The sequence below is a fragment of the Haloferax sp. AB510 genome (assembly GCF_024136985.1).
Classification (GTDB): domain Archaea; phylum Halobacteriota; class Halobacteria; order Halobacteriales; family Haloferacaceae; genus Haloferax.
In genome coordinates, this window is sequence record NZ_JAMYJY010000060.1 from 1 (window position 1) to 23,407 (window position 23,407).

General features: G+C 64.2%; 24 protein-coding genes and 1 tRNA gene. 16 read left to right on the top strand and 9 right to left on the bottom strand.

Translation table 11 applies throughout. The annotated features are described in order from the left end of the window. Positions 1–171: 171 nt before the first annotated feature. The gene (locus NKF06_RS12345; protein ID WP_253245554.1) at positions 172–597 is read right to left on the bottom strand and encodes a hypothetical protein; all 426 of its coding nucleotides are present in this window, start codon (positions 595–597) and stop codon (positions 172–174) included. 164 nt (positions 598–761) lie between these two features. Between NKF06_RS12345 and NKF06_RS12350 the strand changes: the two genes are divergently transcribed. Together NKF06_RS12350 and NKF06_RS12355 are read left to right on the top strand one after the other, a co-directional pair. Further along, on the top strand, positions 762–1,052 hold the full coding sequence (locus NKF06_RS12350) for a DUF5827 family protein (protein ID WP_058826157.1): 291 nt from the start codon (positions 762–764) through the stop codon (positions 1,050–1,052). 104 nt (positions 1,053–1,156) lie between these two features. Continuing rightward, on the top strand, positions 1,157–1,915 hold the full coding sequence (locus tag NKF06_RS12355) for an SDR family oxidoreductase (RefSeq protein WP_058826158.1): 759 nt from the start codon (positions 1,157–1,159) through the stop codon (positions 1,913–1,915). Positions 1,916–1,972: 57 nt separating this feature from the next. On the opposite strand, the gene NKF06_RS12360 is transcribed toward NKF06_RS12355, so the two are convergent. Continuing rightward, positions 1,973–2,551 carry an MBL fold metallo-hydrolase gene (locus NKF06_RS12360; RefSeq protein ID WP_058826159.1) on the bottom strand — a complete coding sequence of 193 codons (579 nt, stop codon included), beginning with the start codon at positions 2,549–2,551 and terminating at the stop codon, positions 1,973–1,975. A gap of 108 nt (positions 2,552–2,659) precedes the next feature. Here NKF06_RS12360 and thyA point away from each other — a divergent pair, with 108 nt between their 5' ends. Genes thyA through NKF06_RS12375 form a run of 3 tightly spaced genes read left to right on the top strand, consistent with a single transcriptional unit; the run spans position 2,660 to position 4,418 of the window. Next, entirely contained in the window at positions 2,660–3,658 is a 999-nt protein-coding gene (gene thyA / locus NKF06_RS12365) for a thymidylate synthase (RefSeq protein WP_253245555.1), read from the top strand. Further along, positions 3,655–4,209 (top strand): dihydrofolate reductase, encoded by a 555-nt coding sequence (locus NKF06_RS12370; protein ID WP_253245556.1) that lies wholly within the window; start codon positions 3,655–3,657, stop codon positions 4,207–4,209. The genes thyA and NKF06_RS12370 overlap by 4 nt, the downstream gene beginning before the upstream one ends. Then, positions 4,206–4,418 (top strand): DUF4177 domain-containing protein, encoded by a 213-nt coding sequence (locus tag NKF06_RS12375; protein ID WP_058826162.1) that lies wholly within the window; start codon positions 4,206–4,208, stop codon positions 4,416–4,418. Before NKF06_RS12370 ends, NKF06_RS12375 begins: the two co-directional genes overlap by 4 nt. 3 nt (positions 4,419–4,421) lie before the next feature. Here NKF06_RS12375 and NKF06_RS12380 read toward each other — a convergent pair whose 3' ends face one another. Then, positions 4,422–4,907: a hypothetical protein gene (locus tag NKF06_RS12380; protein WP_253245557.1), complete on the bottom strand. Its 486-nt coding sequence runs from the start codon at positions 4,905–4,907 to the stop codon at positions 4,422–4,424. Between the two features lie 57 nt (positions 4,908–4,964). After that, positions 4,965–6,398: a Fe-S cluster assembly protein SufB gene (gene sufB / locus NKF06_RS12385; RefSeq protein WP_253245558.1), complete on the bottom strand. Its 1,434-nt coding sequence runs from the start codon at positions 6,396–6,398 to the stop codon at positions 4,965–4,967. A gap of 457 nt (positions 6,399–6,855) precedes the next feature. On the opposite strand from sufB, the gene NKF06_RS12390 reads away from it, so the two are divergent. Together NKF06_RS12390 and NKF06_RS12395 are read left to right on the top strand one after the other, a co-directional pair. Continuing rightward, positions 6,856–8,793, top strand: a complete 1,938-nt coding sequence (locus tag NKF06_RS12390; RefSeq protein ID WP_253245559.1) for a hypothetical protein — start codon at positions 6,856–6,858, stop codon at positions 8,791–8,793. A gap of 193 nt (positions 8,794–8,986) precedes the next feature. Continuing rightward, entirely contained in the window at positions 8,987–9,727 is a 741-nt protein-coding gene (locus tag NKF06_RS12395) for a hypothetical protein (protein ID WP_253245560.1), read from the top strand. A gap of 32 nt (positions 9,728–9,759) precedes the next feature. On the opposite strand, the gene NKF06_RS12400 is transcribed toward NKF06_RS12395, so the two are convergent. Then, a complete protein-coding gene (locus NKF06_RS12400) occupies positions 9,760–11,652 on the bottom strand; it encodes a S8 family peptidase (protein WP_253245561.1) in 1,893 nt (630 codons plus the stop codon). A gap of 375 nt (positions 11,653–12,027) precedes the next feature. Here NKF06_RS12400 and NKF06_RS12405 point away from each other — a divergent pair, with 375 nt between their 5' ends. From NKF06_RS12405 to NKF06_RS12425, 5 genes are all read left to right on the top strand, one after another. Next, the gene (locus NKF06_RS12405; RefSeq protein WP_058826167.1) at positions 12,028–12,210 is read left to right on the top strand and encodes an HVO_2922 family protein; all 183 of its coding nucleotides are present in this window, start codon (positions 12,028–12,030) and stop codon (positions 12,208–12,210) included. A 161-nt stretch (positions 12,211–12,371) separates the two neighbouring features. Next, positions 12,372–13,121 (top strand): proteasome subunit alpha, encoded by a 750-nt coding sequence (gene psmA2, locus NKF06_RS12410; protein WP_058826168.1) that lies wholly within the window; start codon positions 12,372–12,374, stop codon positions 13,119–13,121. Then, positions 13,122–13,979: an MOSC N-terminal beta barrel domain-containing protein gene (locus NKF06_RS12415; protein ID WP_253245562.1), complete on the top strand. Its 858-nt coding sequence runs from the start codon at positions 13,122–13,124 to the stop codon at positions 13,977–13,979. It abuts the gene before it with no gap. A gap of 99 nt (positions 13,980–14,078) precedes the next feature. Continuing rightward, positions 14,079–15,236 (top strand): amidohydrolase family protein, encoded by a 1,158-nt coding sequence (locus tag NKF06_RS12420; protein WP_253245563.1) that lies wholly within the window; start codon positions 14,079–14,081, stop codon positions 15,234–15,236. A gap of 84 nt (positions 15,237–15,320) precedes the next feature. Further along, positions 15,321–15,395: transfer RNA gene (locus tag NKF06_RS12425), tRNA-Glu, on the top strand. A gap of 222 nt (positions 15,396–15,617) precedes the next feature. Here the strand turns inward: NKF06_RS12425 and NKF06_RS12430 are convergent. After that, positions 15,618–16,337: a helix-turn-helix domain-containing protein gene (locus NKF06_RS12430; RefSeq protein ID WP_042664384.1), complete on the bottom strand. Its 720-nt coding sequence runs from the start codon at positions 16,335–16,337 to the stop codon at positions 15,618–15,620. A gap of 303 nt (positions 16,338–16,640) precedes the next feature. Between NKF06_RS12430 and NKF06_RS12435 the strand changes: the two genes are divergently transcribed. Together NKF06_RS12435 and NKF06_RS12440 are read left to right on the top strand one after the other, a co-directional pair. Beyond that, positions 16,641–17,954 (top strand): 5'-deoxyadenosine deaminase, encoded by a 1,314-nt coding sequence (locus NKF06_RS12435; protein ID WP_253245564.1) that lies wholly within the window; start codon positions 16,641–16,643, stop codon positions 17,952–17,954. Between the two features lie 84 nt (positions 17,955–18,038). After that, positions 18,039–18,653 carry a GNAT family N-acetyltransferase gene (locus tag NKF06_RS12440; RefSeq protein ID WP_253245565.1) on the top strand — a complete coding sequence of 205 codons (615 nt, stop codon included), beginning with the start codon at positions 18,039–18,041 and terminating at the stop codon, positions 18,651–18,653. Positions 18,654–18,698: 45 nt separating this feature from the next. Here the strand turns inward: NKF06_RS12440 and NKF06_RS12445 are convergent, their stop codons facing one another. Beyond that, complete coding sequence (locus tag NKF06_RS12445; RefSeq protein WP_058826173.1) at positions 18,699–19,109, bottom strand: hypothetical protein; 411 nt, start codon at positions 19,107–19,109, stop codon at positions 18,699–18,701. Positions 19,110–19,163: 54 nt separating this feature from the next. Beyond that, positions 19,164–20,354 carry a redox-regulated ATPase YchF gene (locus NKF06_RS12450; protein WP_004974239.1) on the bottom strand — a complete coding sequence of 397 codons (1,191 nt, stop codon included), beginning with the start codon at positions 20,352–20,354 and terminating at the stop codon, positions 19,164–19,166. A gap of 263 nt (positions 20,355–20,617) precedes the next feature. Here NKF06_RS12450 and NKF06_RS12455 point away from each other — a divergent pair, with 263 nt between their 5' ends. Both NKF06_RS12455 and NKF06_RS12460 read left to right on the top strand, forming a co-directional pair. Next, positions 20,618–20,995, top strand: coding sequence for a hypothetical protein (locus NKF06_RS12455; RefSeq protein WP_058826174.1), 378 nt, complete (start codon positions 20,618–20,620; stop codon positions 20,993–20,995). Positions 20,996–21,016: 21 nt separating this feature from the next. Beyond that, complete coding sequence (locus tag NKF06_RS12460; RefSeq protein ID WP_253245566.1) at positions 21,017–21,427, top strand: hypothetical protein; 411 nt, start codon at positions 21,017–21,019, stop codon at positions 21,425–21,427. Between the two features lie 145 nt (positions 21,428–21,572). Here the strand turns inward: NKF06_RS12460 and NKF06_RS12465 are convergent, their stop codons facing one another. Continuing rightward, the gene (locus NKF06_RS12465; protein WP_253245567.1) at positions 21,573–23,108 is read right to left on the bottom strand and encodes a hypothetical protein; all 1,536 of its coding nucleotides are present in this window, start codon (positions 23,106–23,108) and stop codon (positions 21,573–21,575) included. Positions 23,109–23,407: the final 299 nt, after the last annotated feature.

The window sequence follows — 23,407 nt, forward strand, 5'->3', positions numbered from 1 at the left end:
TCGACTGGGACGAGCCCGCCGCCCGCTACGACCAGGCCGTCGAACTCTTCGAGTAGACCCGGTACATCCCGACTTTTCTTTCGGACGCGACGTTGCCAGCGGCGGCACTCTCGGCATTGAATCGAGTGCCGAGGGTTGTCAGAGCCGTCTCTCGCGAGTGCGGTCCGCCGCTCAGGGCTGGCGGTCGCGGGCAGTCGGGTCGCTGAACAGTTCCGCCCCGGCGAACTCGTCGTTCAGCGCGCTGACCCGGTCGTTCAGCGCGGCGAAGTCTCGGCCGTCCGCCCCGCGGTCGAAGCTGGCGAGGACGCCGGTCGGTCGGTCGCCGACGAAGGTCCGGAACTGCTCGAAGGAGTCGAATCCGCGGACCGTGTAGCCGTAGTCCGCGTAGTACAGCGTCTCGTAGGTGTCTCTCGTCACGTACCCGAATCGTTCGTTGTCGATGAATCGGGAGACGTCGAGGCATTCGAGCGCGTCCGAAACGTCCGCCCGGAGATAGAGGTGCTCGTAGCCGTGGTGGTCGAAAATCCAGAGGTCTCGGAGGTCGTCCCCACCGAAGTCTCGGAAGGTCTTGACGAGTCGTGCGGCGGCGTCGCTCATCGTTTCGGGTCTCGCGTCGCGCCTGATAAGCCTACTCATGGGGCCATCGAGGCCTGTGCGGGGGCTATGCGCGCGCTCGTCAGTCGCACTACTGTCGCGCCCCGCGACCGTCACCCGCCGCCCGCGGTCGTCGGGGTTTTGCCCGTCGGCCGAGAAGCGTGAGTATGCCCAAGCCGAAAGACGAGTTCGACACCCTCTACGGGTATCTCCTGTACGAACCCGCGGATATCCTCGACCCCGACTACATGTACACCGTGGGCGAAATCGCCCGCCTCATGCAGGGGCTGTCGCCGCAGGACGACCTCAGCGAGGAGACCGAAGACCGCATCGTCCAGTGGACGATTCCGTGGATCGTCGCCAATCAGGAGGACTTCGTCATCAACGACCCCCGGAGCGACGAACCGGGCTACTTCGGCCTCCACCCCGACGCCGTCCCCGAAGAAGACGAAGAGTAACCACGGTCACGCTCTCCTTCGCGCTGGTCGGCGTCCGCGACGTTCTTCCGACGTGAGAGTCGCACGAACGGTTATCTGTCAGGTAGTTGTTTCCTCTAGGTACTATGGCTCAGTTCGACACAGAAGTCGCGGTCGTAACCGGTGCTGGCTCGGGGATCGGTCGCGCGACGGCGGAGGCGTTCGCCGCCGAGGGTGCGCGGGTCGTCGTCTCCGACGTGAACGTCGAGGGAGGCGAGGAGACCGTCGCGCGCATCGAGGAGGCTGGCGGAACGGCGACGTTCGTCGAGACGGACGTGACAGACGGCGACGCCGTCGCCGCGATGGTCGAAACGGCGGTTTCGGAGTACGGACGACTCGACTTCGCCTGCAACAACGCGGGCGTCGGCGGCGCGCAGAAACCGGCCGCGGACCTCTCGTTCGACGAGTGGCAACAGGTCATCGACGTGAACCTCAACGGCGTCTGGCGGTCGATGCGGCACGAGATTCCCGCGATGCTCGACGGTGACGGGGGCGTCGTCGTCAACATGGCGTCGATTCTCGGGAAGGTCGGCTTCGCGAACGCGAGCCACTACGTCGCCGCGAAGCACGGCGTCCTCGGACTGACGAAGAGCGCGGCCATCGAGTACGCCGAACAGGGCGTCCGCGTCAACGCGGTGTGTCCGGGGTTCGTCGATACGCCGTTACTCAGCGAGGGCGGCCTTGACGACCCCGAAGCCCGGAAGGGCATCGAGTCGCTCCACCCGATGAACCGCCTCGGCGACGTGGACGAAATCGCCTCCGCGGTCGTCTGGCTCTGTTCCGACGGCGCGTCGTTCACGACGGGCGAGGCGCTCACCGTCGACGGCGGCTACACGAGCAGATAGGAGAGCGATTGGGCGGCGTCGAGGCCGGTTGAGCGGCGGCAAGGCCGAGTGGGTGACTCACCTCGTCCGCGCCGCGCGGGCCGCGAGTTCGAGGTCTTCGCTCGGGCGAGTCGTGACGCTCGGTCCGTGGCCGGTGTGGAGTTCGGTTAGGTCGTCGCCGACCACCTCGCGCAGGCGGTCGATGCTCTCGACGAGCGCGCCGCGGTCGCCCTCGGGGAGGTCGGTCCGGCCGAATCCGCCGTTGGCGAAGACGAGGTCACCCGCGAAACAGACGCCCGACCCGCGGGAGAAAAAGCACAGGTGGTCGTCCTTGTGACCCGGCGTGTGGACCGCCTCGAACACGTCGTCGCCGATTTGGACGCGCTCGCCGTCGTCGATGCGCTTGTCCACGGCGAGGTTGCCGGTGTCGTAGCCCCACGTCTGCACGTCGAACGCCTCGCGGACAGCGTCGACGTTTCCGATGTGGTCCGGGTGGGTGTGCGTGAGGTACACCGCGTCGAGCGAGTCCGTGAACTCACGGACCTTCGGCACTACGTCGAAGTTCGCGCCGGCGTCGACGAGCGCGGTGGTCTCGCCGTCGACGAGAAAGACGTTGCTCGTGAAGACTCGGATTCCCTGCGCGAGGTTGCGAATCATGGGCACAGGTACGAAAAGCGGGCTATTCCGTGTTGTGGGCGCTGTGGACCTGAGCCGAAAAGCGAAAGAACTCGCAACCGAGAGCAACACCCAACCAGGACACCTCTCATGCGCCAATATCTCGACCTCGTGACAGACGTTCTCGGCACCGGACAACACAAACCCAACCGAACCGGCGTAGACACCATCTCGGGCTTCTCGAAGCACTACACCGTCGATCTTCAGGAGGGCTTCCCGCTTCTCACGACCAAGGACCTCTCGGGCTTCCGCTGGAACTCCCTCATCCACGAACTGCTGTGGTACCTCTCCGGCGAGGAACACATCCGCACCCTGCGCGAGGAGACGGGCATCTGGGACGCGTGGGCCGACGAGGAGGGCCACCTCGACACGGCCTACGGTCGGTTCTGGCGGCGCTACCCGGTCCCCGAGGAAGGGCTTGCGGGCGAGGCGTGGCCCGAAGACGACCACCGCTGGATGAACGACGAGGGGACGTTCGACCAGCTCGCGTACGTCCTCGACACGCTTGACGAGAACCCGAACTCGCGCCGGCTGGTCATCAACGCGTGGCACCCCGCGAACGCGGCCATCTCGACGCTTCCGCCGTGTCACTACACCTTCGTCTTCAACGTGCAGGGCGACGAACTCAACCTCCATCTGACCCAGCGCTCGGGCGACATCGCGCTCGGCGTCCCGTTCAACCTCGCGGCGTACGCCATCCTCGCGCAGGTCGTCGCCCAGCGCGCCGGCTTCGAACTCGGGTCGTTCGCCCACACCATCGTCGACGCCCACGTCTACTGCGGCACCGGCGAGCGCGGCGCGTGGTACGGCGACCACCTCGATGAACTCCAGACCCGCCTCGCCGACGTGGAGTCCCCCGAAGGATACCTCGACGTACGCGAGTGGCTCCTCGACGCGGCACCCGAGGAAGCCGAGGGCGAGGAAGACTACGACCACGTTCCCGGGCTGCTCCTGCAGGCCTCGCGCGAGCCCCGCGAGCGCCCCACGCTGGACGTGGCCGACGTGCCGCTCGAAGACCTCTCGTTCGAGGACATCGTCCTCCGCGACTACGACCCCGCCGACGGGATTCGCTTCGCGGTGGCCGAATGAGCGGCGAGGAGCCTGCTGGGTCTGAACCCGAGGACGACGCCGCGGTCCGGTTCGTCCTCGTCGCCGCCGTCGCCGACAACCGCGTCATCGGCCGCGACGGCGACATGCCGTGGCACCTCCCCGAGGACCTGAAACACTTCAAGCGGACGACGACCGGCCACCCGGTCGTGATGGGGCGCAAGACCTACGAGAGCATCGCCCGCCAGCTCGGCGGCCCGCTTCCGGACCGTCACAGCGTCGTCCTGACGACCCGCGACCTCGACCTCCCCGAGGGCGCGGAGGCGGTCGGTTCCGTCGAAGCCGCGGTTGCCGCCGCCGAGGACGCGGCCGACGAGATGGGCGTCGAGACCGTGTACGTCGTCGGCGGCGCGACCGTCTACGAACAGTTCCTCGACCGCGCCGCGGGGCTGATTCTCACCGAACTCGACACGGCTCACGAGGGCGATACCCGGTTCCCCGAGTGGGATCGAGACGAGTGGGTCGAGACCGACCGAGACGACCGGGAGGGATTCTCGTTCGTCGTCTACGAACGTCGCGAGGTGCAATCGTGAGCGACGCTGGAAGTCGCTGGGAGTACAAAATCGTCCGTACGGCCGACGGTGGCCTGTTCAGCGGCGATACCTCTCCGATGGAGGACGCCCTCAACTCCCTCGGTGGCGACGGCTGGGAACTCGTGGACACGATTTCCGACTCGCGCGGTGCCGGCGCGAACAGCGGGCAGACGGCGCTCGTGTTCAAGCGACCGGCACCCGAGCAATAGGGACTAGCCTTCCAGCGACCGGAACAGGGGGCCCGACCCGTCGTTCTCGATGGTGACCATCGCTTCGCCGTCGAACGTCACCGTGAACGTCTCGTAGTCACTCGGAATCGTCACCACGGCGTCCATCGTCGTCCGCGGCGTGCAGTCTTCGGATGGCGTCTTCTCGCTGTCTTCGTCCGGACTCGTCGTCAGGTGGTAGACGTACTCGCCGTCTGCGACCATCTCGACGTCTCCGTCGATTCTGACGCTCGGCGTGTCGTGGGTGAACGTCCGATTGAAGGCGAACGACGTCTGCTCGCCCGCGGGCATTCGGACGGCCCACGACGAGGGGGCAGTCTCGCCATCGACGAGACACCCAGTCGCGGCGGCTATCGAAGATGTCGGGGAGGAAGCCGTCTCCGTGGGGGTGACGAAGGTGACACCGACACCACCGAGGACGAGGCCGACGAGAAAGACGGCGACGAGTGCCGTCATCGAGTAGGAAGGCATGCGTAATCTGACGCTTCGAAGGGAGATAATAACAGAGTGAGATACGATATCGCGAGCCTAGCCGAGGCTCCCCTCCATCTCCAACTCGACCAGTCGGTTGAGTTCGACGGCGTACTCGATGGGGAGCTCCTTCGTGATGGGTTCTATGAACCCGGAGACGATGAGCTGTTTCGCTTCCTCGTCGTCGAGTCCGCGAGACTGGAGATAGAAGATGTCCTCGTCGCCAATCTTCCCCACAGTCGCCTCGTGAGCGACGTCGACTCTGTTCTCGTGAATCTCTATGTGGGGCATCGTGTCTGAGGTAGACGCGTTGTCGAACATCAGTGCGTCACACTCGACGGAGCACGACGAATCGGTCGACCCGTGTGCGATACGGACGAGTCCGCGGTAGTTGGTGCGGCCGCCACCGCGAGAGATCGACTTCGAGACGATAGTCGATTTGGTCTCGGGGGCGTTGTGGTAGACTTTCGCGCCGGTGTCGATGTTTTGCCCTTCGCTGGCGAAGGCGATGGTGATGTGATTGTCGGAGGCACCGCGGCCGTTGAGAATCGTCGCGGGGTAGAGCATAGTGGCCTTCGAGCCCATCGAGCCCGAAACCCACTCCATGCGGCCGTTCTTACCGACGATAGCGCGTTTGGTGTTCAGATTGTAGGTGTTCTTCGACCAGTTCTGGACGGTCGAATACTGCACGTGGGCTCCCTCTTTGACGAACACTTCGACGCATCCCGAGTGGAGGTTGAACGCGGAGTACTTCGGTGCCGAACAGCCCTCGATGTAGTGGACTTCGGAGTCCTTCTCCGCAACGATGAGGGTGTGTTCGAACTGGCCCATTCCAGCGGAGTTCATGCGGAAGTACGCCTGCACCGGCATGTCGACGGTGACGCCCTCGGGGACATAGACGAACGACCCGCCGGACCAGATTGCGCCGTGGAGTGCGGCGAACTTGTTGTCACTCGGGGGGACGCACTTCGTCATGAAGTACTCCTCGACGAGGGCGGGGTGTTCGCGGACAGCTTTGTCCATATCCATGAAGATGACGCCCGCCTTCTCCCACTCCTCGTGCATGTTCTGGTAGACGATTTCGGACTCGTACTGCGCGCCGACACCCGACAGCGCGTTCTTCTCGGCTTCCGGGATACCCAGCTTGTCGAAGGTGTCTTTGATATCCTCCGGCAGGTCGTTCCAGTCGCGGACACCGCCGCGGACTTCGACATCGGGGCGGATGTACGGGACGATAGCGTCGACGTCGACTTCCGAGAGGTCAGGTTGCCCGGGCCACCCACTCGGCATCGGCATCTGTTGGAACATCCGCAGGGCTCGAAGGCGACGCTCCAGCATCCACTCCGGTTCCCCCTTGTCCTCGGAGATGACCCGAACAGTCTCGTCGGTGAGTCCCTTCTCGGCGACGAACGCGGCCTTCTGTTCTTTCTTGAAGTCGAACCAGCTTTGAACGTCGGTTTCCTCGAAGTGCTGTTCCTCGCGTGAACTCATAACACCTAGAGAGGGGTTCCCAGCTGATATGAGGATGCCCCCTCCCTCAGAAACGAACGACAGTCCGGTCGTTCGGAGAGACTTCGAACCGGGAGAGTTCCGAAAAAATGGTTCGTTTTCGACACCTCACGGTGTTTTGTTGTAGTCCACACGACGAATTATTAATCAAGCTGATTCGCATTCAGTCAGTACACATATACTATCAGAATACGATAACATACAGACAAATCTGAAGTTAATCCCAATTAATTTGCATATACCTTCTTAAGAGTCCGTTGTACGCTGGTTATGCGATAGTACATAGTGCTGGCTGGGCTGTGGTGGCGGAGCATAGTGCCAGGAGTGGAGACACTATCAGAATAAAGATAATAAAATGGACGATACAACGACGAAACCGGACGACACAGAGGAGACAGAGAAGAAACGTGGATACGTACCGATAACGCGGCGGAACGTGATGAAGTCCGTCGGGGCCGTCGGTGTGCTCGGTGGGTATGCTGGGGCGGCAGGTGCGACGGTACAGGAGTGTAGTTGTGAGGGACTCGGCGGCGAATCGAGTCGGTGTTTCGAACCAGACGAAGACTGTACGTTCTGTAAAATCGACGACACCGTCCTCGGAGAGGGTCAGACGTGTACCGTCCCCGGGACGAGTATCACCGTCACACGCGAGAATTCGGACTGCATCAGTTGGAACGACCCGAACAACGAACTAGACGATATCGCGCTGAAGGCAGGGTCGGGCGACCAGTCCTGTACGCGATTCTCGGAGTTCGGCACCGATTCGAGCGGCCAACTGTGCACGCAGGATGACAAGGAAATCAGCCACATCACGGTCAAGCACAGCTGTGGCGACGACAACGGTGGCCCGACGCCGAGTGGTGAAGTCCTGACGTGTACGACCGCTGAAGTTGACGTGACCGGGCTGCCCGCGAACGAGGAAGTCACGCTCACGGTCAGCTTCTACGACTGCGACGATGTCGAAGACACGTTCACTGCCGACAGTGACGGAAACGTCACAGCCAGTATCGACCTGACTGCCGTGGGACGCTGTTACTGCACGCCCACGGAGATGACGCTGACGGACTCGGGTGGAAACGTCCTCGTCGACAGCTTCCAATCCGGCCTCGCAGAAGGGTTCTGCGAACCCACAGTTGAGGCGACCGGTGACTGTAGTACGGTGACCGCCAGCGTGACCGACAAGATGATAGAGGGTTGCCCGGTCAAGGCGACCCTTTACTTCGACGAGTGTTCGCCCACTGATTCGGTCGAACTCAACGCGAGCAATGGGTGGACCCACGACTTCACCGACTACTGCTACTGCACGCCCGACAAAGTCGTGTTCGAGTACGACGCCGGGTCGCAGACAGTTGGTGTGGATCCGACCGACGAACCGTGTGAGGTCTCCGTGACCGATTCGAGCATCGACTGCTCGACTATCTCCCTCAGCGGAGATGGCGTCGGTAGTTGCCCAGTCACTATCGTCACCACGTTCGACCAAAGCGGATGTTCGGACTACGAGACCACTGTCAACGCGAGCGGTGGCGAATGGTCCGCCAGTATCGACTTGTCTGACGTTGGACGGTGCTACTGCACGCCAACGAAAGTCGACGTGTACGAGGGTGACTCGGCCAGTGGCGAGCCAGTTGACACGGTCTACCCGTCCTCTGAACTCGACTGCGAACCGACCTTCGAGGAGACGTTCTACTGTGACGCAGTGGACGTCAGCGGTACCGGCCTCGTCGAAGGCTGTGACGTCACGGCGACAGTGTACACGAAAAAGGACACCGAAGGGCACGACTTCGACGTGACCTGCGATGGTGAATACACCGCCACGCTGTCGGCGAGCAGTCCCTCGGCGACCGTCGACCTCTCAGGTCTGCCATGTGGCTGTGAGCCAGATTACGTCGAGTACTCCTACGATGGAGTCGTCTTCGACGACGAGACGGAGTCCGCAGGCCCGCTCAACTGCATCTGTGACGACTTCACGGACGTCTGCAAGTTCGAGTGGTACGACGACGATCGGAACGAGATACTGTTCGATACGTGGCTCGACTGTCACGGCGGACAGGTCAAGTTCACCAACCCGACCTACAAGGACGGTGACGAACTCGTCTGCTTCGACTTCGAATCGACCTTCCCGGTCTTCGAAGTGTTCGTGAAGGGTGGTGGCGGCAAAGACGCTGGCAACACCTACACGTGGCCGTGCGGAACGATGGATTCCAGCACTGCGCCGTCGAAGATTACGGACGCGAACGGTAACGACATCACCGATGAGTGGGACGGCCAACTCTGCGCGAACGAGCACCCGAAGAACGGCCGGCAGACGGCGGTCAGTCACGTGACCTTCCGCGTCTGCGTGGACGAAACCCTCGACAACAAACCCTCGAACGGATAGTCGAGTGAACCACGGCGAGAACACGACGAAAGAACACGACGAAGTGTCTCTCGCACGCAACTTTATCGGTCTCAACGTCGAACTAGAGACGAATCCAACAATTGATAATATGACACGTTTTGCAATCGTAGACAGATTCCGCCAGCCCGAATACACCGGTGAGAATCGATGCACGCCATGTACCATCGTCAACGTGGCCATTGCGGCCGTCGCGAGCCTCGTTCTCGGCCTCGTGTGGGCCCCGCTTGTGGTGGTTTCGTTCGCCCTCTTCGTGGCCGTCATCTACACCCGTGGCTACCTCGTGCCGGGGACGCCGACACTCACGAAGACGTACTTCCCCGACCGAGTCCTCCGGTGGTTCGACAAGGAACCCGAACCCGCCTTCGCCGTCGCCGTCGACGAGGACACCGACCTCGACGTCGAAGCGGTGTTGCAAGACACCGGCGCACTCGAACCGTGCGAAGACATCGAAGACCTGTGTCTGACGCCGGCGTTCGAGAGTGTGTGGAGCGACGAACTCGAGCGCACAGACGAGTCGGCGGTGCGGAACCGACTGGCCTCGATAATCAGTGTGGACCAATCGCGCATCTCGACGGCGCAAGCCGGCGAGTGGTTCGTCGCCAGACTCGATGGTGACCAAATCGGCAGGTGGGAGTCACAGGCGGCACTGGCCGCGGATATGGCCGCCGACGTGGTTCTCGCGGACCGAGTCGCCGACTGGGAGGCACTCAGCCCCGATTCCCGGAGTGCACTCGCCAGAGGTCTCCGAATCTACCTCGAACAGTGCCCCGACTGTGGCGGGGCGGTCGCGTTCGGGAAAGAGACGCGTTCGTCCTGCTGTCGGTCGTGGGATGTGGTCGTCACTCGCTGTGACGACTGCGACACGAAACTCTTCGAAATGGAATCGGCACAACTCGAACAAGACGCGGCGTAGGACTGACCGGCAGTCTCGGCGGTCCGTTCCCGTCAGGAACTGACGGATTCGGACCGCGTCGCGCTCCGCCCACCGGCGTCGGTGACCGTCAGTCGAACCTCGAAGGTAGCCGGTCCGACTTTCTTGAATTTGAACGAGTCCGTCCCACTGGCAGTGCCGCCGCCGGCAGACGACCGTGCCGAATCGATCACGGACCCGCTACTGTCGAGTACGTCCACGACGACGGTTGCAAGGTCACCGTCGACGTCCGCGACGGCCCAGTCCGCTGTTATCTCGGCGTGTGGGTCGCGCTTGCCCGCTTCACTCACAGCGTACGATTCGACCGTCGGGGCCGATGGCTCCGAAGCGGCGGCATCGGTCGTTAACGTGGCCGTACTACCGGTGTCAGTATCACCATCGCTCGCGGTGGCGACTGCCCGGTACTCGTAGGTGACACCGCTTTCGAGGCCGCTCAGCGATTCGCTGAACGTTCCCGTCGACGAAACCGTCTGGGTCGCAGTCGTCGACCACGACGTGGTGTCCTGTTTCCGGTAGTCGAAGGCAACGTCCGCGGAACTCGCGCCGCCGAGGTCAGAGACCGTTCCGTCGAGTGTGGCCGCCGTCTCGGTGACGTTCGTGGCCGAATCTGTCGACACGACGACGCTCGGGTCGGTAGTCGTCTCGAGCGTCACAGTAGAACCGGTGTCGGTGTCGCCGTCGCTCGCGGTGGCGGTTGCCCGGTACTCGTAGGTCGTTCCGCTTTCGAGACCACTCAGCGTCGCTGTGAAACTTCCCGTCGAGGAAACCGTCTGGGTCGCAGTCGTCGACCACGACGTGGTGCCCTGTTTCCGGTGGTCGAAGGCAACGTCCGCGGAACTCGCGCCGCCGAGGTCGGTCAGCGTTCCGCCGAGCGTCGCCGCCGTCTCGGTGATATCAGTCGCCGTGTCCGTCGAGACGACGACTGCCGTGTCGGTGGTGTCGCTCGCTCCGACTGCCGCTTCCACGTCGAGGAGTCCGTACCCTTGATCTGAACTCGAGAGGCCGAGGTCCTCTGCCGTCTCCTGAAGTCGCGTCCGTGCCTCGGTGTTGGTGTATCCCTTCGCCATCAGCTGGCCCCCCGCGGCGGCGACGTGCGGACACGCCATCGAGGTGCCGGAGTAGTACTGGTAGCCGTCGACGATGGTCGAGTAGATGTAGGTCCCCGGTGCGGTGAGTTCGACTTCCGGCCCAGTAGAGGAAAACGAGGACAGGTCGTCGTCCATGCCGACTGCGCTCACTGCAATCACCGTCGAGTAGGCGGCGGGATACTCCACACAGTCGGTACAGGGGCCGTCGTTGCCCGTCGCGGCGACGAGGAGGACGCCGTTGTCGTACGCGTACTGGCAGGCGTCCCGGAGGGTACTGGACGATGACGCCGCGCCGAAACTCATGCTGGCGACGTCGTACCCGCGTTCGACGACCCACGAGAGACCGTCTGCGACGCCGGACCACGTCCCAGACCCGTACTCTCCGAGCACCTTGACGGCGTGTAACGTTGCCTCGGTGGCAACGCCGATGGTACCGTCGGTGTTGTCGACGGCACCGACGATACCCGCACAGTGGGTTCCGTGGTCGTTGTCGTCGCCCCAGGCGGCCGAACAACCGGAATCGCACGTTTCGACCGCGTATCCGTCACCGAGGTTCGCCTGCAGATCCGGGTGGTCGGCGTCGATACCGGTGTCGAGGATTGCGACGTGCGAACCGGAACCGGTTTCGCCCGCGCTGTGGGCGACCTCAGCGTCGACCCGGTCGATACCCCACGGGAGTTCTTCAGCGACCGCTTCCACGCGGCCGTCCGGTTCGACGTATCGGACGTCGGGGTGCGATTGGAGGGCGTCCAGTGCTTCCTGTGGGAAACGCCCTGCGACGACGAATCCAATATCACCGAAATCTAACTCTCGGTCCACCGCGTTCGCGCGCGCTTTCGCAGCTCGAACTCCCTCCTTCGAGCGAGTACCGACGATGTATCGCCCGGGAGGGTTGCGTCCTGTTGCTTCACCCGCGAGACCAATAGTCGCAAATCCTGTCCCAACCGTTCGGAGAAGATTTCGACGGGAGACATTCAGATCATCGAGACGTTCGTTCACGTCCGAACGAGTGGAAGACAGATACATAAATTTCTCTGAACTTGTATTTAGAATTAATTTAAATATTTCTTATATATTCTAGCACATTCTAGTGAATACTAGTATGGTGGTGAATGAATTAATCTCTGCGACAGGTCGGCCGTCGTCCGGGAATCCCACCAAGAATATTTACTTCGTTGATATGAATTGTTCTGTATGAGCAAGGCGCACTTCGAGGTGTTCGTCGACGCGGCGGACAAGTATCGGTGGCGACTCGTCCACGACAACGGGAACATCCTCGCCGACTCCGGCGAGGGCTACGCGTCGAAACAGAAGGCGAAGCAGGGAATCGAGAGCGTGAAGCGGAACGCGCCCGACGCAGACGTGGTCGAGGAGTAAACAACGGGCGTTGACCCGCCGGATTCGGCTGAAATCGGCGGTTCGCCCGGCGATTCGAGCGTGAACCCCACACCGATGCCGGGTGTGGAGGCTTTTTCCGCCTCCGGAACTGACCGAAGAGTAATGACGAACGTCGCCGACGCGAGCGAGGAGGTTGCACGATGAACCGAAACGACAAGCAGGCTTACGACCGCGGTACGTCGCTTTTCTCCCCCGACGGACGCATCTATCAGGTCGAGTACGCCCGCGAGGCCGTCAAGCGCGGCGCGCCGGTCCTCGGCGTGCGCACCGCCGACGGCGTCGTTCTGGCGGCCCTCCGGTCGACCCCGTCGGAGCTCATGGAAGCCGAAAGCATCGAGAAGCTCCACAAGCTCGACGACGCCCTCGGCGCGGCCACGGCCGGCCACGTCGCCGACGCGCGGAAGCTCGTCGACTTCGCGCGGACGACCGCCCAGCGCGAGCACCTGCGCTACGGCGAGCCCATCGGCGTCGAGACGCTGACGAAGACCATCACCGACAACATCCAAGAGAGCACGCAGTCCGGCGGTACCCGCCCGTACGGCGCGTCGCTTCTCATCGGCGGCGTCGAAAACGGCTCGGGCCGCCTCTTCGCGACCGACCCGTCCGGAACGCCCCAGGAGTGGAAGGCGGTCGCCATCGGCGGCCACCGCGAGGACGTGCAGGCCGCCCTCGAAGACGGGTACGCCGAGGATCTGTCGCTCGAAGACGGCCTCGCGCTCGCCGTCGAGGCGCTCGTCGCGGCCGACGACGAAATCGAGAGCGACGAGCTGAACCTCGTCACCGTCTCCGAGGCGGGCTACGAAATCGTCGACGAGGAGACCATCGCCGAGCTGTTCGCCGACGCGACCGCGGATGACGAGTCCGACGAGACGGACGAAAGTGAGGAGTAGATGACAGACGGGAGCCCGACTGACGATAACACCTCAGCCGTCGCCGAGGGTGGAGCGGGCGCGACCGCCGGCGCGGCGGCCGTGACGCTCGACCGCATCGCCATCTACCCCGTGAAATCGCTCGACGCCGAGTTCGTCGATGCCGCCGATATCGTCGAGAACGGCGGGCTCCGCGGCGACCGCGAGTACGCCATCTTCGACGAAGACGGCGAGTACGTCAACGGGAAGCGCGAGCGGGCGGTCCACCGAATCCAGAGTTCCGTCTCGCTCGCCGACGGGACGGTCGAACTCTCGGCCCCCGAGATGGACGACTACGACGGCTCGATAGACGATGCCGACGGCTGGCTCTCGGCGTACTTCGGCTACCCGGTCGAACTCCGACGGGACCCCGCCGGCGGGTTTCCCGACGATACCGAGGCCAGCGGGCCGACAGTCATCTCGACGGGAACGCTCGAAGCGGTCGCCTCGTGGTTCGACGGCGTCGACGCCGGCGAGATGCGCCGTCGCCTCCGGCCGAACCTCGTCTTAGACGCGACCGAACCGTTCTGGGAGGACCACCTGTTCGACCGGCGCGGGACGGTCGTCGAGTTCGCTATCGGTGCCGCGGCCTTCGAGGGCGTCAACCCCTGCCAGCGCTGTGTCGTCCCAAGCCGCGACCCCGACACGGGTGAGGCGACGCCCGACTTCCGAACGACGTTCATGACGAAGCGTCGTGAGACGCTCCCCGAGTGGTCCGGCGGCGACTGGTTCGACCACGACTTCCGACTCATGGTCAACACCGCCGTCCCGGAGTCGTCGTGGGGCGAGACGCTATCCGTCGGCGACGCGGTCACCGTCGGCGACGTCGTTCCCGAGTAAGTCGGTCCGTTTTTCGTCGCGTTCGAACGCCCCGCAGTCGGGCGGTTCCACCTCGCCGACACCCGCGTCTTTACGTCGTCTCCCCCGGTTGAGAGAGCCATGTTCACGCTGACCGGCGTGCGGGTCGTCGACGCCGACGGGGCCCGCGAGGCGAACGTGGTGATAGACGAGTCGACCGGGCGCATCGCGTCCGTCGGCGACGAGACCGAAGGCGAGACGCGAAACCTCTCGGGCGCGGTCGTCGCGCCGGGGCTCGTCGACGCCCACGTCCACCTCATGATGGACGGCCGCCCCGACGTGGCCGCCTACCAGTCCGAACCGGTCGAACGCGCCTGCTATCGAGCGGCGGCCAATCTCCGGAAGACGCTGGAAGCGGGCGTCACGACCGTCCGCGACCTCGGTTCGCCCGGCGACCTCGCGACGAGTGCGAAGGCCGCAGTCGCCGACGGCGAACTCGACGGCCCGCGCGTCCTCGCCGCCGGGGAAAACATCACCATGACCGGCGGCCACGGCCACTGGTTCGGTCGGGAGGCCGACGGCCCGAACGAGGTTCGCAAGGCCGCCCGAGAGCAACTGAAACGCGGCGCGGACGTGGTGAAGTGCATGGCGACCGGCGGCGTCCTCACGACCGGCGCGGTCACGGGCGCGCCCGAGTTCACGGAGGCGGAGATTCGCGCCCTCGTGGAGGCCGCGAGCGCGAAGGGCGTCCCGACCGCGGCCCACGCCCACGGCGAGGAAGGTATCAAAAACGCCACCCGCGCGGGGATTTCGAGCGTCGAACACGGGATGTTCATGGACGAGGAGGCCGCCGACCTCATGGTCGACCACGGCACGTACTGGGTGCCGACGGCCTCAGCGGTTCGGGAAATCGTCGAGGCGGGCGTCGAGGCCGGTATCCCGCCCGAGGCGGTCGCGAAGGCCGAAGACGCCGCCGAGCGCTTCGAAGGCGCGTGGGAACACGCGCTCGACGCCGGCGTGAAAATCGCCATGGGGACCGACGCGGGCACGCCGTTCAACGACCACGGCGAGAACGCGCTCCGCGAGATGGAACTGCTCGTCGAGTACGGTCTCTCGCCCACCGAGGCGCTCGAAGCCGCGACTGTCGGCGGCGCCGACCTCCTCGGACTGGACGACGTGGGGAAGGTCGCCGAGGGCTACGTCGCGGACCTCGTCGTCCTCGACGCCGACCCGAGCGAGGACGCGGGCGCGTGGCGGACAGTCCAGCAGGTGTATCGCGAGGGCGAGCAGGTCGTCTAATCGCAACACGGCAGTCGGTATCACACCCGATTTGAAGCGACAACCTTTTACAATCGCGAGCAATATCTGGTGATGTACCAACGTGCTCTGTTGGTGTAGTCCGGCCAATCATATCACCCTCTCACGGTGATGACCAGGGTTCGAATCCCTGACGGAGCACTTCTCTCAATCTTGAACCGCGAGCGGTAGCGAGCGTGTTCGAGTCCGAGATGCAACAGAAGGGTTCGAGCAGCGAGCAACGCAGCGCGTTGCGAGTGAGTTCGAATCCCTGACGGAGCACTTCTCTCAATCTTGAACCGCGAGCGGTAGCGAGCGTGTTCGGGTTCGAAATTGACGACGATTCGAATTAGCCGACGTTCGCTTCCGAGCGTCGTCGATTCCTTACCGATTCCGGTCGCCGAGTTTCGACATCACGAGGTCTTCGGCGGTTCGCAGTCGGTACTGAACCGTCGAGCGCGGCACGTCGAGCACCTCGCTGAGGTCCTCGACGGTCACCTTGCGCGGGCGCTCGTAGTAACCGTGTTCGACGGCGGTTTCGAGCGCCTCCCAGTGGGCCGACGAAAGGTCGGCCGCGATTCGCGATTCGGCGTCCCAGTTGCCGGCGCTCGTGAGGTGTTCGACATCCAACTGCAGGCCCTCTCTGAGTTGCGCCTCGATGGTTTCGTACAGTTCGCCGAGCGGGTGGTCACCGGGGTAGAGGATGCGCCAGCGGTACGCGCCCGCACGGCGGGATGACTCGAAGATGACGCCCGGTCCGACGTGTTCGAGGACGTACCGTGGAATCGAGTGGCAGTTGCTCACCTCTTCGCGGTAGGTGTAGACGGTCATCGAGTTGCCCGACCGGTCGAGGACGTGGTAGTCGCGGTGGGTGTGGCAGTCGGGCGCGTCGAGACACTCGTTGCACCGCGTCTCGTCGAGGAACACCCCCTCGAACGCCGACAGCGCCTCCGGCGTGCCGACGACGTGGTCGACCCGCCACATCACGTCCTCGGTGGACGAACAGACTGACGAACGGGACCGCAGACTCGGATACTCGTAAAACAGGTCCATCAGCTCGTCGGTGCCCTCGGAAAAGCGAACGACGAATTCGAACTCACGCATTCGGTCTCCGCTCTATCGCGAACGGACTTAGCATGTACTAATCTCGTCGGGGTGTGTTCAGGGTTCTATCCGAGCTATACATGGGTGACATTGCTCGAGTCAGGAAGGTTTAGCATATGCTAGCGTAATAGTGAGGGAAGCCGCGAACGGAGTGAGAATCGGAGTGACGCGGGGTCCACTCGCCCCGCGGAATCGGTCCCGACCATCCACACCACCACCGCCGACCGCAACCTCACTCCAACCAACCTCGGACAGCGACCGGGACACCACCTATTTTACGCCCGGTCGTCTACCCGCACGAGGATGTTACTCGCGGGAACGGTGGTCGCCGACGCGTCCACTATCATCGAAGAGGGAGCCGTCGTCGTCGACGACGACCGCATCGCCGCGGTTGGAGAGCACGCGAACCTCGCGGAACGGTACCCCGACCACGTGCGACGCGAGTTCGACGTTATCGCGCCGGGACTGGTCGGCGGGCACGTCCACTCCGTGCAGTCGCTCGGCCGCGGCATCGCCGACGACACGTCGCTTCTCGACTGGCTCTTCGACCACGTGCTTCCGATGGAGGCCGGCCTCGACGCGGAGGGGATGCGCGTCGCCGCCGAACTCGGCTATCTCGAATGCATCGAGTCTGGGACGACAACCGTCGTTGACCACCTCTCGGTCCGACACGCCGAAGAGGCGTTCGAGGCCGCGGGCGAGATGGGCATCCGCGGACGCATCGGTAAGGTTCTCATGGACACGAACGCGCCCGAGGGACTACAGGAAGACACCGACGCGGGCCTCGCCGAGTCCGAACGCCTCATCGAGCGCTACCACGACGGCTTCGGCGGCCGTATCCAGTACGCCGTCACACCCCGGTTCGCCGTCACCTGCTCGGAGGCGTGTCTGCGGGGCGTCCGCGAACTTGCAGACCGGTACGACGGCGTCCGCATCCACACCCACGCGAGCGAGAACCGCGACGAAATCGCCACCGTCGAAGCGGAGACGGGCATGCGGAACATCCATTGGCTCGACGAGGTGGGCATCACCGGCGACGACGTGGTGCTCGCCCACTGCGTCCACACCGACGAGTCCGAGCGCGAAGTGCTCGCCGAGACCGGTACGCACGTCACCTACTGCCCGTCGTCGAACATGAAGCTCGCGTCGGGCATCGCGCCGATTCCGGACTACCTCGACCGCGGCATCAACGTCGCCCTCGGCAACGACGGCCCGCCGTGTAACAACACGCTCGACCCCTTCACCGAGATGCGGCAGGCCAGTCTCCTCCAGAAAGTCGACGCGCTCGACCCGACGAGTACACCCGCCGCGACCGTCTTCGAGATGGCGACCCGCAACGGCGCGAAGGCCGCCGGTTTCGACCGGGTCGGCGAGCTCCGCGAAGGATGGAAAGCCGACGTCATCGGTATCGACACCGACCTCACCCGCGCGACACCGATGCACGACGTGCTTTCGCACCTCGTGTTCTCCGCCCACGGCGACGACGTGGTGTTCACCATGGTCGACGGCGACGTGCTCTACGACGGAGGCGAACACGTTCGCGTGGACGCCGACGACATCCGCGAGCGGGCGCGGGCGGTCGCCGACGCCCTCGACGCGGCACCGTCGAGCGACTGAGCGCCGGTTCGACCTTGAGTCGAGTCATCTGCGAGACCGGCTGCCATCGTCGCATCTTTCTCTTCGCGCGACCCTACCTGAGTCATGACTGTCCGCCTCCGCGCGGCGACGGCGTCCGACCTCCCCGCGATTCGGGAGATTTACGCGCCGTTCGTCGAGGACACCGCGATCTCGTTCGCCTACGACCCGCCGAGCGTCGCGGACCTCGAAGCGAAACTGGAGAAGAAGACCGACTACCCGTGGCTCGTCTGCGAACTCGACGGTGAGGTGGCCGGCTACGCCTACGCCGGAGCGATTCGAGAGCGCATCGCCTACCAGTGGGCCGTCGAGACCTCGATTTACGTCCACCCGGACTTCCAGCGCCGCGGTGTCGCCCGCGGTCTCTACACGGCGCTTTTAGACCTGCTCGAACGGCAGGGCTACGTCTCGGCCGTCGCCGTCGTCACGACGCCGAACCCCGCGAGCATCGCCTTCCACGAGTCGTTCGGCTTCGAGCGCGTCGGCCGTTTCGAGCACGTCGGCTACAAACACGACGCGTGGCACGACGTGGAGTGGTGGAGTCTCGACCTCGGCGACCGACCCGAAGAACCCGCAGCACCGCTGTCCGTAGCCGACGCTCGGGAATGCGACTGGTGGGACGACGCGCTCGCTCGCGGCGCTGCGCTCGTCGAAGACACCGGACAGAACAGCACTCCCTGAGCCGAGGTCCCTTCCCGTCTCCCGGCCCGTCGCCCGCGTCTGCGTTCAGACGCCGGCTTCGAGGGAGTCTTCCGTCTCGGCTTCCGCCGAGTCGCTCCCCTCGACCGCCTCGACTTCGCCGATGTCGTCAACCTCGGCGACCGCGTCAGCGTCCGGGTCGTCGGCCCCCGCCTGTTCGAGCACGTAGCGCTCGACGCCGGCGGAGAGCATCGCCTGCCAGTCGTCGAACTCGGTGTTCGCGTCGACGTACCGGTCCAACTCGTGGGCCGGTATCGACTCGAAGGACTCCTGGTCTGCGACCGCGAAACCGCTTTCTTCGAGGAATTCACTAATCGATGCCGCCTCACAATGTGACTCGACCCACGGCGACGGGAACAAGTCGGCCAGCGTCACCTCGCCGCCGAGACCCCCAATCTCGACGTCAAGTGTCGCGGCCGTCGTTTCGGCCTCACCCATACCCGGGTCCTACAGCCACGGATATAACGGTGTTGCGGTTGGCGTCCGAGAGAGTCAGTTCGTCGAGACGATTTCGACCACGTCCCGGTGTGCGAGTTCGTGGTCCGAACCGATTTGGCGCTTCGAGTGGCAGTCGATGCCGTGGAGGAGGCCGTCGCCGATGTCCGAGTGCAGGTGGTACGCGAAGTCCTCGGTCGTCGAGCCTTCGGGGAGGATAAAGCAGTCCCGGAAGACGCCCTGCGAGTCGCTCTTGCCGTTCGCGCTCCCCGGGAAGATGGCGATGGCACCCATCACGTCGAACAACGCGTTTTCGAGCGACTGCTGGACGCCCGTGCCGCCGAACTCCGCGACGAACTCGCGAATCTGTTCGAGACCCGCCTCCTGTTCGTCGCTCACGTCGCCGACGATGTCGAAGTCGTCGTCGCCGGGGCGGTAGTCGACGACGCCGCCCTCGTCGGCCTTCTTCAGCGCCTTCTCCGCGTGCGCCGAGGTCGGGACGAACGTTAGATGTTCGTAGTCGGCGTCGGCCGTGATTTCCTCGTAGTTCTCTTGGGAAACCGGCTTGTCCATCTTGTTCGCCGCGATGATGATGGGCTTCGTCCGCTTTCGAATCTCGCGGGCGAGCGACTCCTTGTCTGCGTCGTCCCACTCGTCGGGGTCGAGCTCCAAGCCGAGCGAGAGGATGATCTGCTTGATTTCGTCTTTGTTCGTCTTGAACGCGGACATCTGTTCCGCGAGGTCGACTTCGATGTCTTTGTCCTCGCCGTGGTAGCCCGAGCGGTAGCGGTCGATGCCCTTCTCGAGGACGCCGAGGTACCACATGTCCAGTTCGTTCTCGAGGAAGTCGATGTCCTCCCGGGGGTCGTGGCCCTCCGTCGCCTCGCCTTCGATGTCCGTCTCACCGGAGAAGTCCACGACGTGGACGAGCACGTCCGCCTCGTTGAGGTCGGTGAGAAACTGGTTCCCGAGGCCCTTCCCCTCGTGCGCGCCGGGGATGAGTCCCGCCACGTCGACGAGTTTGACCGGGACGTATCGCATTCCGTGGTCGCAGTAGCCAACAGAGGGCGTACACGACTCGTCGAACTCCGGAGCCGCACACTCGACGCGGACGTACGCCTCGCCGATGGAGGGGTCGATGGTCGTAAACGGGTACGCGCCCTCGGGCACGTCGTTCATCGTCGCCGCGTTGAAGAAACTCGACTTCCCGACGGACGGTTTTCCGACGAGACCGATCTTGTAACTCATTCGTTGGTCGGACTGGTGTCTCGAACGCTAATAACCGTTCGACGTTCGTCTCTGCATGCGTGAGATTCGCACGCTACCGGAGGCGAGGACGGTGATTCCCCGCACTCGACGCCCGGGTTCGAGCGCCGGAAACGCAGCTCCGTCACCGGGTTCGCGGCACGTGGTAGCCGGGTCACGCCGAGGCGTCGGCGACGACGCGCTCGTGGTTTGCCTTTCAGCTCACGTCCGGTGCATCTTTGTCTCCACGTCTCCGACAGCCGGGCATGACCGACCCCGACGAGACGGCGAGCGAAACCGCGCCCGCGTCAAGCACGGACTTCGACGCGGCCGCCACCGAGCGTTCGCCGGACGATTCGACCGACGGGGACACGTTCCGCGTCGGCATCCACGTCACCGAGACCGAACTCCGGTTCGTGGTCAACGTCCCGTCCGATATCGATTCGGGGTGGACCGACCCCGACGCGTTCCAGCGCCTCGTCGAACGCGTCACCTGGGAACAACTCGACCAGCGAGCGACGCTCCAGACCGTGGCGACCAACGCCGCCGAGGGCGAGACGGTGTTCCTCGGGACGGTGACGCTGCGACCGGACGAAACCGTCGTGGACCACACACTCCGCGTTCCGCCGCTCGACGGCGCGTGAGCTAACTCCGTCTCACCTCCGATGACCGACCCGACGGCAGAACGCGCGATTCGAGAGATTCAGGACGCCGCGCTTAGCCGCGCGCTCACCGACGACGACCACGCGAGGCAGTCGCTCGCAGTCGCCGGCGCGCTCGAAACGGCCAGAACAGAAGCGACCGACGCGGAGTTCGACGACGGCGGCGTGACGCTCGCGGCGTCGCTCGCGTTTGTCTCGACGCTGTTCGCACACCATCGGCTCCGCGAGTCGCTCCGGTCGAGCGTCCGCGCATCCGACGACTCGGCGTGGTATCCCAGCGGTGTGCCCGCTCGCGTCGACGACGACCTCGTGGTCGCAGGCGCACGGCTCGCGGTTCGACGGTTCGGCGTCGACCCGGCGCTCGTCGGCGCGCTCGGTGACGTTTCCACAGAAAAAGTCGCGTCGGGCGAGTGAGTAGCCCGACCGTTGGGCTCTGACAACCACGGTCGGGGGCGTAAGGGATGTGGGGGGGTGCCTCTGTCCACAGTACCCGCCCGGGCGCGTGCGAAGGGTGAAACCCAAACCCACGCTTGCTGCGTGGGAACCCGTGTTCGATTAGTTAGTTGTTGTTCGCGTGCTCCGGCGGGCCACCACCGTTGCCGTTACCGTTGGACTCGTCATCGTCTTCCGACTCCTCGTCAGCGTCATCCGACTCCTCGTCAGCGTCATCGTCGGTCTCGGTATCCTCGGCGTCGGCCTGCTCGGTCTCGGCGGTCTCCTCGTCGTCTTCGTCGCTCGCCTTGTCGTTGTTGGCGTGTTCCGGCGGGCCACCCGCGTTACCGTTCTTGGCTTTGCCGGAGTTTCCGGGAGCGTCCTCCTCGCCGTCAGCGTCGTCGCTGCTGTTCTTCGGGCCGGCGTGGTCCGGACGCTTGTCGTCGGCGTTACCCGGGTTGTTCTGGGTCACGAAGTCGGAGACGGCCTGTCCGAGCGGGCCGTCAGTACCCGTGTCCTTGAGTCGCTCGACGAAGCTGCTGACGAGTTGCCCGAACGGGTCGTCCTCGGCGACCTCACCCTGCAGGGTGGCGCTCGTCTCGGCGTTGAGGCCGTCGTACTCGGCGGTCACGTCGACCGTGACACTCTGCAGGGGCGCGATGAGTTCGACGGAACCGTTCGCGTCCGTCTCGTATTCGCCCGCGTCCGTGTAGTTGCCCTCGACCGTGACCGAGGCGTTTTCGACGGGTTCGCCGTCTTCGGTCACGGTGATGGTGACCGATTGGTTTTCGTCCTGCGAGACGGAGACGTTGAGGTCGTCAGCCTCGACCGCGACCGTGGTCTCGGCGGAGAGGCCGTCGGCCGTCGCGACGAACGTCAGGTTCGTCGTGGTCGTCGGCTCGGCGACCTCAACGGTGCCGTTGGCGTCCGTCTCGTACGTGCCGTTGTCGGCGTAGTCAGTTCCGTTGACCTGAACCGATGCGTTCTCGACCGGCTCTCCGTCCTGCGTGACGGTGGCGATGACGGTGTCGTTGGCGTCGTCAACCTCGGCGGTGACGGTGAGGTCGTCGGCCTCGACTGCGACCGTCGTCTCAGCAGTGAGGTCGCCGTCCATCGCGACGAACGTCAGGTTCGTCGTGGTCGTCGGTTCGGCAACCTCGACGGTACCGTTGGCGTCCGTCTCGTACGTACCGTTGTCGTACGCGCTCCCGTTGACCATGACAGATGCGCCCTCGACGGCGTCGCCGTACTGGGTGACGGTGGCGATGAGCGTGTCGTTGGCGTCGTCAGCCTCGACGGAGATGTCGAGGGACTCGTCGAGCGGGACGAGGACGACGGACGTGGCGGTCGTGTTGTTCCCCTCGGTGACGGTGAACGTCGCGTTCACGCGTTCCTGCGGGTTGGGGAGGTCGACGGTGCCGTTCGCGCCCGTCGTGTACGTTCCGTTCCCGGAGTAGTTACCGCTCGATTCGACGACGACCGTCGCGTTCTCGACGGCCGTCTCGTTCCGTGTCACGGTCACTGTCGCGTCGCCCGTGTCGGCGTCCTGCGTGACGCCGACCTGGAGGGCATCGGTGCTCGCTGCACCGACGGTCCCGGGGACCATCGCGACGGCGAGCATCGCAACGACCATGACTACGGTAAGGTGTTTGCTGCCGCGCATGCAACCCTCCCTTCTAACCCAGATACGGTAAAAGGGGAGAATCGTAACCCCGGTTTTCGCTGAATTTCACCCCAATCAACGTGTTCGAAATCGGGCTTTCGTCTGTCGATTTCGTCGAGTTTCGAGTCGAACGGCTGTCCGGATCCCGCCGAAACACCATCACGGTCGAAGGAGAGTGGTGTCGGCGGAACCGATGCGTTCGACGAGAGCGTTGCCACTCTCGGGCGTTTTCGCTGTCTCGACCGAGGGAGCGGTCGCTGTCTGTGCAGTGCGCGAGCGATTGCCGCTCGCTATAAATG